Raw genomic sequence first — 10,669 nt, forward strand, 5'->3', positions numbered from 1 at the left:
CCAAAAAGGATATCAACGCACTGACAGTGGGCGTTAATCAAAACGGAGCTGCCCCCTATAGGCCGCTCCGTTAATGGATGCCTCAACCGCCGACGCTATTCTGGCAGGGCGTAAACGGCGATCTGATCACCTACCTGATTTTTCAGAATGGTATTGCCACCAGAGACGAAGGCGACGTATTGCCGGCCCTCGTACTCATAGACCGCGGGGTTGGAGACGGAAGGGGCTTCGGTTTGGTCCGACCATAGCTCCTCACCGGTTTCCAGCGAGTAGGCACGTACCTTGGCATCCATCGAGGCGCCGATGAAAATGACGTTACCTGCGGTGACGGCTGGACCGCCAATGGTAGGCGAGCCCCAACGTTCGGGCATGAAGAAGCCATACTGTTGAGAAACGCCCATTGGTCGGCGCCATTTGATGTCTCCCGTGGTCATATCGATGGCAACGAGTTCGCCGAAGGGCGGCTCCCAGCAAGGCATGCCCCAGCGATTGAGCGCGACTTCCAAACGCATACCGTAGGGCGCTCCTTCCTGAGGGGCGAAGCCGCTTTCGTTGCCTGATCCGCTATCTGCTTTTTCATAGGCCTCGCGCTCATATAGCTTGATGTACTGCACGATGTGCGAGGTATTGACAATAGCGGTCTGGCTGTCAGGCTCGAAGGCCACTCCACCCCACTGCACGCCGCCGGCGCTAATGGGATAGCCCAGCGTGCCTTCACCTTGAGTCGTCGGTGGGGTGTACATGCCTTCGTAGCGGAGTTCATCCCAGAGCGCCGAGCATTCGCCAAAGCTGACTGCGTCGGCAAGCGCCCAAACGTTGGGTTTCTCGGATTGATCCAACAGCGGTACCGGTTTGGTCGGGAATGGCTGGGTGGGCGCGTAAACCTCACCTTCGACGCTACCGTCGCCGCTCGGCACTGGCCGCTCTTCGATAGGCCACACGTCCTCGCCGGTTTCGCGATTCACCACGAAGAGAAAGCCCATTTTGGTCGCCTGAAGCAGTGCCGGGATCTCTTCGCCATCGACGGTAATGTCCATCAACGTCGGGGCCGCAACGGTATCGTAATCCCAGATATCGTGGTGAACCCATTGGCGTGACCACACCACCTCGCCTGTCTCGATATCCACGGCGGTGGTGGATGTTCCTAAGGGCACTTCCTCGGTGCGATTGCCGCCCCAGTAGTTGGGGGATGGCGAAGACACGGGTAAATATACCAACCCTAGCTCTTCATCAGCGGACATATGTGTCCACACGTTAGCCGTTCCGCTCTGCTCTCGCACCTCATCAGAGAGCGCCTGGAATGTCCATTCGCGCTCGCCGGTGCGCGCATTGATGGAGAAGACCGTGCCAGGGGGCGCCTGCTCGTAGGCCCAATCATTGCCTGCCCAGCCAAGAATCAAGTGGTCGCCCACAACGGTGGGAGGCTGCAGTAATGACAAGGGCCATTTATCGTGGGTGTCGTTCCATTGATTGACGTCGAGCACGCCGTTCTCGGCAAAGTCTGCGCACTGTTCGCCGGTATCGGCGTCGACTGCAAACAGCTGGGCATCCATGGTGCCCATGTAGATTATTTTTTGGCAGGGCTCGCCTGCTACTGAATCATTCGCCTCCCAATAGGCGACACCGCGATTCTTCAAGGCGGGCTGGGTGAGAGCTTCCAAGGAGGATTGTGTATCGAAACTCCATTTCTCTTCACCACTTGCAGGGTCAAGTGCCAGGATCCGGTAAAACGGCGTGCCGATGTACAGCGTATCATTGGCAAACACCGGCGTGGCTGACCAAACCGTCGCGGGCAGATCGCCTGAGCCATCGGCCACATCGCCCGTATGCAACTCCCAGACTTTTTCCAAATCGGCGACGTTATCTGCAGTGATCTGATCGAGCGGGCTGTACTTCTGGGCGTTGAGCTGGCCGTGGAAGCTGTCCCAGGTAGGCTCTCCAGGTACCAATGGGATGGGCGCGGCGCTAGAAGCTGTTTCCAATGAAGCATTGTCTTGCGCTGTTGATGGTTCGTTCTCGACTGAGACCTCCTGAGCCATGAGCGGCAACGGGGTTAGGCCGAGGGTCAAAGCGGTCATCGCGCTTAAACCAGGCTTAAAGGACATCAGTGGAGCGCTGGAGAAGGATAAACGGGTCGTCATGAGCAACTCCTTAAGAATGGGCAAGGTGCGCTGGGCGCATCAGGTCGAGTATCAGGCCTATCAGGCCTACTACCATGGCTACGCCTATCCACCATTGATGAAGTAGCACAGCGGCGAATCCCGTGCCGCCGAGACCCAGCAGAATGAGTATCCGGAGGAAAATGGCAGAGCCGGGACCTTGAGTAGACGCCAGTAGCAAGGCCAATATGGCAAGCGCGAGACAGGCCAAGATGGCTACCAATGCACCGAGTGTTCCAGTGACGCCGGTCAGTGGAGTGAAATAGGCATACAGCGCGATGGCAAGCCCCGTAAGCGACGCGATTAGCAGGACGATCGCGCCCGATCGTGAGGGAAAGGATGACGACATGACGAGTTGGCCTCCTGCCGTGGGTGGTTCCTGATCTGAAATCTAACGCCGCATCAAGCAGAGTTAGACTTATAAACCTAGCAGAAAACGACATCCTTACGATCTGGAAACATGCAAAAGCTCCAAAGACGCCTATCCCGTTTTCGTAAGCAGAGATGGGGCAAAGCTAAATGACCTATCTCAAATAAAGGGCTCAATGACTTGGTTCGCATAAAGTAGGAGGCACCGCAAACATGCTGGTATCCGTGTGTTTGGTTTAAAAGGCTCATCCACGAGATGAGCCTTATAGGTGGGAGCTATGAATGACTCGCTAGCCATCCGCGCCAACCGCCAAATGCGGTGATGTCCTCTGCCTTACCCCCTTCATTGAGCGCACCGGCGGTGCAGATGAAGCCACATTTCCAGCTTCCGTCGGCAAGTTCCACTTGACCCAAACCGAGGGGGGCAGGAATACCGGCCAACAAGCTGCCAATGGTGGCGATGGGTAAGCGCCATACTTCCACTTCGATGGCTTGGCCATGCTCGTCGCGCAGCATGGCCGGGCGTTTGGGCGGCCCACCCGCTAGTGCGAAGAGCTTGTAGCGGGGCGCGCTATGGGTCGTGCTGATCAGTTGGCCGCCCCGTTCGGTCAACTGGTGATTGAGCGGCAGGCCTTGCAGGTGCGCGCCGCATACCACCAGCTCTAGCGTGCCGTCTTGAGCAGTGGTGGCATGGGCAGTCAACGCCGAGCGGGCGACACCCGTGGCGCCTAACGGCAGCATCGAGCGTGCTTCGAGGGCTCGGCCCAGAGAGAGCAGTGACAAGTCATCGAACACGGGCCCAAACAGCGTGACGCCTACCGGCAGATTGTCGTCCGTAAATCCGATGGGCACTGCCAGCGCGCTGTAATCGAGCAGGTTCATGAAGTTGGTCCAGGTACCCAGGCGCGAGTTTACGCCAATCGGGTCGGCGGCCACGTCTGCTTTGGTAGGGTGGGTCACCGTGGTGGGCGAGAGCATCACATCCACTTGGCCAATGAGGGTATCGGCCTGGCGTTTGAATTCGGCGAGCTTGTAGCGTGCATCGAAGGCATCCACCGCCAGCGGCGTGGCGCCGCCTTGCGTGATACCGAAGGTGACGGGGTGCACCGCTTGCGGCTCACGCTGCATCAACTCGCGGATGACATGGTAACGTTCGGCCACCCAGGGCCCTTCGTAGAGCAAGCGTGCGGCGGCCAGTAGCGGCGAACAGTCCAGCTCGACTTTTTCCCCGCCAAGAGCCTCCAGCTCGGCAATCGCCTGTTGCATCCCCTGGGTATAGGCCGCATCGGTGTGCCATTGAGACGCCAGCGGCACCCCAAACCGGAAGGTCGCAGGCGCCTGTCCATAGCGTTGACCGTACACGGCAAAGTCATGCTTTCGCGACCAGGCGCACTGATCGTCATAGACCGCCGTCACACCGAGCACCTTGGCGGCATCGTCGGCGGTGAGGGTAAAGAGGCTAATGGTGTCCAGCGTGGCGCAGGCGGGCACGACGCCGCGGGTGCTGAGCAGGCCAAGGCTAGGTTTGACGCCGTATAAATTGTTGAAGCAGGCGGGCACGCGGCCGGAACCGGCGGTATCGGTGCCTAGCGCGAAGCTCACCATGCCTGCGGCTGTGACGACCGCGGAGCCGCTACTGGAGCCCCCCGGCACCCGCTCTGGGTCGAAAGCGTTGGCCGGCGTGCCGTACACGTCCAGCGCGCGTTCACCCACCAGCCCAGTGGCAAACTGATCGAGATTGGTTTTCCCCATAGGAATCGCGCCCGCATCGATCAGCCGTTGCACCACGAAGGCGCTCTCTTGGGGCGTGTAAGCGTAGGCCGGGCTGCCCGCAGTGGTCGGCACCCCCGCCAGATCGATGTTGTCTTTGATGGCAAAGGGAATACCGTAGAGCGGCAGCGTTTCCGGCGACTCTCCCTCCAGACGCTGCAGATAAGGAGCCAACTGCGCGCGATCCAAACGCGTTATCCAAGCCGGCTCGGCGCCGTGGCGTTCAGCTTGAGCCAGCAGCTCGTCGATGAGCTGAGTGGGGGTCAGGTCGCCTTGTTGGTAAGCAGTGTGCAGTGATTCGATGGTCAGTGCGTAGCGCATCGTGCCTTCCTTATAGAGTGTCTGTTTGGCCTAGTGCTTAATTTGCCTGGTGTCTAAATTGTCGAGCGTCTATTGGCGTCGGTTCTGTGCTCGTCGACATAGTGCTGCGTACTAATGCTGACCTGCATGACATGGGAGCGGGTGGCGCGAGCGGCGGCGTCGCCATCGCCCTCCATGATGGCGGCCACGATCGCATCGTGCTCCTGCCAGGAGAGGCTGGGGCGTTGCGGCATACGAAACTGGGCTTTGCGGAAAGGTTGTAACCGGCTCCGCGTCGCCAGCGCCAAATCGCGCAGGTACGGGCTATGGCTGCCTTTGTAGAGATGAGTATGGAACTCATGGTTGAAGGCTTCGTAGTCGCTGGTGGTGCCGTCGCGCACCACGCGCAGGGCCTCTTTGTGCAGGCGCTGAAGGGCTTGGCGCTCTTCGAGGGTCATCCGAAGGGCGCAGAGACGGGCGCAGGCAGCCTCTAATTCGGACATCGCTTCGTACATCGCCATCAACGAGTCATCGGTGATGTTGGCGACCGTGACGCCACGGTTGGGTCGTTTTTCGACCAGTCCCATGGCCGCAAGGTGACCAAACATCTCGCGCACCGGGGTTCGGGAGACGGCGAAGCGCTCGGCGATGACCCGGGCATCCAGCTTGGTGCCTGGCGCAATCTCACCGCGAATGATCTCATCGGCGAGGATGCTGAGCATGTCATCCACGGTTGTGCCCTCACGTAACTTGGCGGGGCTTACGGGCTCATGGTTGTTCATACTGGGGCTACCTGGGCATGGTCGGCGGATGATCGAGCCGGTGGATGAGGAATGGCCGCAAGTAGCGCACGTGTATAGTCGTGGCTAGGCTCGCTCAACAGCTTCTCCGTCGGCCCCTGTTCGACGATACTACCCGCCTGCATGACCATCACGCGGTCACACAGCAAGCGAACGACATTGAGGTCGTGACTGATGAATAGGTAGCTCATATTGAGCTGCTCACGCAGGCTCGCCAATAGGTTCAGCACCACCGCCTGAACGGAGACGTCCAGCGCGGCGGTGGGCTCATCGAGAATCAGCAGTTTGGGCTCAAGGGCGATCGCACGCGCGATGCCCACCCGCGATTTTTGTCCCCCGGAAAGCTGGTGGGGAAAGCGATCCAGCAGGTGGCTGGGTAACCCCACCCGTTCGGCCAGCAGTGAGACTCGGGCATTGAGCGCCTGGCCGTTTACATGCCCAAGCCTACGCAGTGGGTCTTCGATGGAGCGGCGCGCACTCCAGCGGGGATTGAGGCTATCCGTGGGGTCTTGGAACACCATTTGCAGTTTGCTGCGCAGCGGATGATGGGCAAACTGCTTGGCGCCGATTGCGGCAATGTCGCTGCCGGCGAAGCGAAGCGTTCCGCTGGTGGGATCCAGTAGGCGCATGATCATGGCCGACGTGGTCGATTTACCGCAGCCGCTTTCCCCCACCAAGCCGAGGCTTTCGCCCTCGTGTAGGGTAAAACTGAGGTTGTCCACCGCTCGCACCGGGTGGTCGGCCTTACCAAAGGCTTTCACCAGCGCGTCGACTTCGAGCAGTGGTGGACCGATGGACTGGCGCTCGATGCTGGCACGCCGTTCGTCCCCTTCAGGTAGCAGGTCGGCTACCTGTGAGTCGAGCCTGGGGGTGGCGCGCATCAAGCGCTGGGTGTAGGGGTGTCTCGGGTTGGCAAACAGCTCCGCTACCGTCGCCGCCTCGACGATTTCCCCCTTCTCCATGACCACGATTTTGTCGCAGTAGCTGGCGGCCAACCCTAGATCATGGGTGATCAGCAGGGTGGCCATCTGCCGCTCGGCCGCGAGTTCGACGATCAAATCCATCACCGCTTTTTGGGTCGTCACATCGAGCCCGGTCGTGGGCTCGTCCGCGATGAGCAGTTGCGGGCGACAGGCCAGTGCAATGGCAATCACAATGCGTTGGCACATGCCTCCTGAGAGTTCAAAAGGGAAGGCGTGGTAGCGCTCCTCCGGGTCGCGTATGCGAACGGCTTCGAGCATCTTGATCGCTTTGCCACGCGCGTTGCTCCTGGTCGCGAGGCCGTGCTCGATCATGACGTCCTCGATCTGTCGGCCAACCGGGCGGATGGGGTTGAGCGCTGCACGGGGGTTCTGAAAGATCATCGACATTTCGCGACCGCGCAGCTCGCTCATGGTGCGTTCATCTGCGCCACCAACGTCGACCCCGCCAAACACGATGCTGCCATCGGCAATCTGTCCGGCACGATCCAGAATGCGTAGTAGGGCGTAGGACGTCACCGATTTCCCTGAGCCCGACTCGCCGACGATGCCCAGCGTCTCGCCTTTGTTGATCGTGATATCGACTTTTTTGACCGCCGTGACGGTGCCGTGGCGGGTAGCGAACTCAACCGTTAAGTCACGAATGTCGAGCAGTGGAATAGCCATAGTATGCCCCTCAGGTACGCCGCAGCGGGTCGACTAGATCGCGCAGTCCGTCGCCCAGCAAGTTGAATGTGAAGACGGCAAGCATCAGGGCCAGCCCTGGGAACACCGCAAGCCACCACTGGCCCGAGACGATGTAGTTGGCGCCTTCGGCCACCATGATGCCCCACTCGGGAGTGGGCGGGCTGACGCCTAAGCCGATGAACGAAAGCCCCGCCGCGTTGAGGATTGCCCAGCCCATGTTGAGTGAAATTTGCACCATCATGGGGGGGAGCGAGTTGGGAAAGATCTGAAACGCTAAAATGCGCCAGTCGCGATTGCCGGATAGCCGGGCGGCTTGTACATAGCCCGCTTGGCGGCGCATCGCGACTTCGGTACGCGCCATACGGGCATAAAAAGGCAGATTGATGATGGCCGTGGCGTAGACGATGTTTTCAATGGTATTGCCCGCCGCAGCGACGATGCCCATCGCCAGGACGAACAGCGGAAAGGCCATGATGGTGTCCATCAATCGACCGGAAATGCGATCAACCCAGCCGCCATAAAACCCGGCGATAGCACCGAGTGTCGAGCCCACGACAAAGGCGATCGCCACCGCGGTGACTGCGATCATCAAATCGAGACGGGTAGCCACCACCACCCGCGAAAACACATCACGGCCCAGGTGGTCGGTGCCGAACCAGTGCTGCCAGGAGGGCGCTTGGAGGGTGCTGCTGGCGTCGGTGGCCAGCGGGTTGTAGGGCACCAGCCAGGGGCCGAGTAGCGCAGCGATGACGATCAGTAGGAACAGCCCAAACGCGACCGCCGTGACGGGGTTGTCGGTCATCACATAGAGCAGGTGTCGTGCAAAGCGGCGTAGTGAACCCTCGTGAGCGCTACTCGTGGAGGTCATTGTATTCATGGCGCTACGTCTCCGTATTGAGACGCGGATCCACCAGGGTGTAGATCACGTCGATCAGTAAGTTAAGGGTGACGAAGAGCAGTGCCATGGTGAGTACGAACCCCTGCACCGAGGCGTAGTCCGAGACCACCAAGGCTTCGATGGCGTAGGAGCCAATGCCCGGCCACGAGAAGACCTGCTCCACCAGTACGTTGGCCCCTAGTGCAAAGGAGAACACCATGCCTAGCGTGGTAATCACCGGCAGAATGGCGTTACGCAAGGCGTAGGTGAAAAGGACTTTGCGGCGCGGTAGGCCAGCGGCACGGGCGGTACGAATGAACTCGCTCTGCAGGGTTTGTAGCATCGCCGCCCGGGTCATGCGTGCGATCGGCGCAAGGGTGAAGAGCCCTAGCGTAATGGCGGGGAGCAGTAGCTGGGAGAGCGCCGCCCAGGCGGTTTCCATGTCGCAAGCAATGAGCGCGTCGATGACGTAGAAGCCGGTCACTTTAGGGGGCGAAAGGTATAAAAAGTCCAGCCGCCCCATGGGCGAAGGTGCCCAGCCAAGCAAATAGTAAAAGATATAAATCAGCGCCAGGCCGGTGAAGAAGGTGGGCAGTGACACCCCGGCGGTGACCACGGCACGGCACATATGATCCACCCAGGTATTGGGGCGGGTAGCGGCTAGAATGCCCAGCGGCAGGGCGATGGCCATCGAAAAAAGCAGCGCAAAACCGGTGAGCTCCAGCGAGGCAGGCAGCCGAGTGGTGAGCTCATGCAGCACCGGCTGGCCAGTGGAGATGGCAATCCCCAAGTCGCCGCTGAACAGATCCTGGACATAGCTGACGAACTGGAGGGGTAAGGGGCGATCCAGCCCCATGCTGACGCGCACTTGCTGGATGGACTCTGCGTTGGCCGCGGGCCCGGCAAAGTAGGCGGCGGGATCCCCGGGCAGCGCCCGGGTTAGTAGAAACGAAACGATGACGATACCGATCAACACTGGTACAGCTTGAACGATGCGCCCGGCAACCAGGCGTTTGCGTGACAGGGTGGCCATGCTAGCTCCTTAGTTGATACGCAGCGGGCGGTTGTCGAGCTGGCGGTGATACCAATATTCGTAGCCCGAGATAGTGGGTTGCATGGCCACGTTGAGCGTCGGCTGGTAGAGGGGAATACGCGGCACGTCAGTGAACGCGATCTCGATCATGCGGCGGACTTTGGGCGCATAGGCGGGATCATCCATGGGCATGAAGAGCGTTTCGTCGACCAGTTGGGCAAGTTCGTCGTTGTGGTAATTGGACGAGTTGAACAGGTTGCCTTCGATATAGGCCCAGAAAAAGTAGTAGCAGGGGGTGTTCAGCCAGCCACCAAAGTTTTCGAGATGTAAGGGGAGCTGTTTATCGACCAGGGCGCGAGTGCGCCAGTTGGCACCGGGGATGCGATCCAGCGTCACGGTAATGCCAATTTCTCCAAGCGCTTCTTGAATCAGCAGCGCGGTGGGCTCGGCCCAGTCGGCCTGGCCCAAGTCAAAGGAGAGTGGCACGTCGAAGCCGTCGGCGAAATCCGATTCAGCCATCAATGCTCTGGCGCGCTCCAGGTCGTTGCGATAGGGAAACGGCTGCGGCCAGGCAGTATCGGTGGGTTGCTCACTGTCGCCACCCCACATCGGCACGCCACGCCCATAAGCGGCGTTTTGCATGATGGCCTCATAGGGGATGGCCCAGGCAATGGCTTGACGCACGCGCACGTCCTGGAAGGGCTCGAAATTCAAGTTGGGGCACAGTACATGCAGGCAGTTTTCAATCGGTGTGCTAACGACTTTCACACGGGATTGAGCATCCAGCTCCATGGCATCCCGGGGCGGAACGTCTTGGGATAAATGAACGTCGCCGCGTTCGAGTAGGGCGCGACGAGTCGAGGTTGAGGGCACTTCCCGCAAAATGACCCGTGCTGCGCCTGGCTGCTCGCCGCTGGCCCAATCATCGTAGCGACGATAGACAAGCTGCTGACCTGGCTCCCAGCGCTCGACTTGGAAGGCGCCCGAGCCTGCTGGCGTGCGGTGAAGGTACTCGGTCGCCCAGGGGTCATCGTCGGTGGCATGCTCGAGCGCCAACTCGGAATTGATCACGATGGCGATCGGCGTCGTGAGGTTGGGCAGGGTCAGCTTGGAGGCGTGGGGTAAATGAATACGGAAGGTGCGCTCGTCGACGGCTTCGAACTGGTCAGGCGTAGTCATCGAGCCTGCGGCCATCTGGGTGGTCGGGAAACCGCCGAGGGTGACCGAGCGGTCGAATGACCATTTGACGTCTTGCGCGGTGACGGGGCGGCCATCCCAGAAAGTGGCGTCACGTAAATAGAGGGTGATGGTGCGACCATCGTCAGAGACCTCCCAGCGCTCTGCCAGCTCGCCTTTTAGGTTGTCGTAGTCATAGCTCAAGGAGCCATCTTCCAGGGTTTTAGTCCCAAACGTCATGAGCCGGTCGTAGCAATTGACCGCAACCTGATAGCTAGGGCGATTGGTACCGCTACGGTGGATATCCAGGCTGTTGATCGTGCTGCCCATGACCACCACGAGCGTTTCATTGCCGCTGGCCATGGCGGGCAGAACTTTGAGAAAGGGGAGCGCGGCAGCGCCCAGGGTTAGGGCGGAGGTGCTTTTTAGAAAGTCGCGACGGTTCATGGGAGATCCTCGATCAAGAACGCTGTGAGTTTCCAATGTGTATGCACTTAGGGTGCCAGCACGCCAGTGAC

At 59.9% G+C, this 10,669-nt stretch carries 8 protein-coding genes; all 8 read right to left on the reverse strand.

Annotation, left to right across the window (positions count from 1 at the left end):
- Positions 1–95: 95 nt before the first annotated feature.
- The 8 genes from FHJ80_RS10465 to FHJ80_RS10500 all read right to left on the reverse strand — a co-directional run bounded on the left by FHJ80_RS10465 (position 96) and on the right by FHJ80_RS10500 (position 10,598).
- On the reverse strand, positions 96–2,105 hold the full coding sequence (locus FHJ80_RS10465) for a pyrroloquinoline quinone-dependent dehydrogenase (RefSeq protein WP_139527255.1): 2,010 nt from the start codon (positions 2,103–2,105) through the stop codon (positions 96–98).
- A 46-nt stretch (positions 2,106–2,151) separates the two neighbouring features.
- Positions 2,152–2,508 carry a hypothetical protein gene (locus FHJ80_RS10470; RefSeq protein ID WP_139527103.1) on the reverse strand — a complete coding sequence of 119 codons (357 nt, stop codon included), beginning with the start codon at positions 2,506–2,508 and terminating at the stop codon, positions 2,152–2,154.
- A gap of 296 nt (positions 2,509–2,804) precedes the next feature.
- The gene (atzF, locus tag FHJ80_RS10475) at positions 2,805–4,619 is read right to left on the reverse strand and encodes an allophanate hydrolase (RefSeq protein ID WP_139527104.1); all 1,815 of its coding nucleotides are present in this window, start codon (positions 4,617–4,619) and stop codon (positions 2,805–2,807) included.
- A 53-nt stretch (positions 4,620–4,672) separates the two neighbouring features.
- Complete coding sequence (locus tag FHJ80_RS10480; RefSeq protein ID WP_139527105.1) at positions 4,673–5,380, reverse strand: GntR family transcriptional regulator; 708 nt, start codon at positions 5,378–5,380, stop codon at positions 4,673–4,675.
- Entirely contained in the window at positions 5,377–7,044 is a 1,668-nt protein-coding gene (locus tag FHJ80_RS10485) for an ABC transporter ATP-binding protein (protein ID WP_139527106.1), read from the reverse strand. Before FHJ80_RS10485 ends, FHJ80_RS10480 begins: the two co-directional genes overlap by 4 nt.
- A gap of 10 nt (positions 7,045–7,054) precedes the next feature.
- A complete protein-coding gene (locus FHJ80_RS10490) occupies positions 7,055–7,942 on the reverse strand; it encodes an ABC transporter permease (RefSeq protein ID WP_255303924.1) in 888 nt (295 codons plus the stop codon).
- Between the two features lie 4 nt (positions 7,943–7,946).
- On the reverse strand, positions 7,947–8,975 hold the full coding sequence (locus tag FHJ80_RS10495; protein ID WP_139527107.1) for an ABC transporter permease: 1,029 nt from the start codon (positions 8,973–8,975) through the stop codon (positions 7,947–7,949).
- Between the two features lie 9 nt (positions 8,976–8,984).
- On the reverse strand, positions 8,985–10,598 hold the full coding sequence (locus FHJ80_RS10500; protein WP_139527108.1) for an ABC transporter substrate-binding protein: 1,614 nt from the start codon (positions 10,596–10,598) through the stop codon (positions 8,985–8,987).
- Positions 10,599–10,669 lie beyond the last annotated feature (71 nt).

This window comes from Halomonas sp. BL6, assembly GCF_006228115.1.
In the GTDB taxonomy this organism is placed as follows: domain Bacteria; phylum Pseudomonadota; class Gammaproteobacteria; order Pseudomonadales; family Halomonadaceae; genus Vreelandella; species Vreelandella piezotolerans.

Excerpts from the sequence above, each read along its gene's own strand:
- FHJ80_RS10465 (WP_139527255.1), bottom strand. The coding sequence starts at position 2,105 with ATGTCCTTTAAGCCTGGTTTAAGCGCGATGACCGCTTTGACCCTCGGC.
- FHJ80_RS10470 (WP_139527103.1), bottom strand. The coding sequence starts at position 2,508 with ATGTCGTCATCCTTTCCCTCACGATCGGGCGCGATCGTCCTGCTAATC.
- atzF (WP_139527104.1), bottom strand. The coding sequence starts at position 4,619 with ATGCGCTACGCACTGACCATCGAATCACTGCACACTGCTTACCAACAA.
- FHJ80_RS10480 (WP_139527105.1), bottom strand. The coding sequence starts at position 5,380 with ATGAACAACCATGAGCCCGTAAGCCCCGCCAAGTTACGTGAGGGCACA.
- FHJ80_RS10485 (WP_139527106.1), bottom strand. The coding sequence starts at position 7,044 with ATGGCTATTCCACTGCTCGACATTCGTGACTTAACGGTTGAGTTCGCT.
- FHJ80_RS10490 (WP_255303924.1), bottom strand. The coding sequence starts at position 7,942 with ATGAATACAATGACCTCCACGAGTAGCGCTCACGAGGGTTCACTACGC.
- FHJ80_RS10495 (WP_139527107.1), bottom strand. The coding sequence starts at position 8,975 with ATGGCCACCCTGTCACGCAAACGCCTGGTTGCCGGGCGCATCGTTCAA.
- FHJ80_RS10500 (WP_139527108.1), bottom strand. The coding sequence starts at position 10,598 with ATGAACCGTCGCGACTTTCTAAAAAGCACCTCCGCCCTAACCCTGGGC.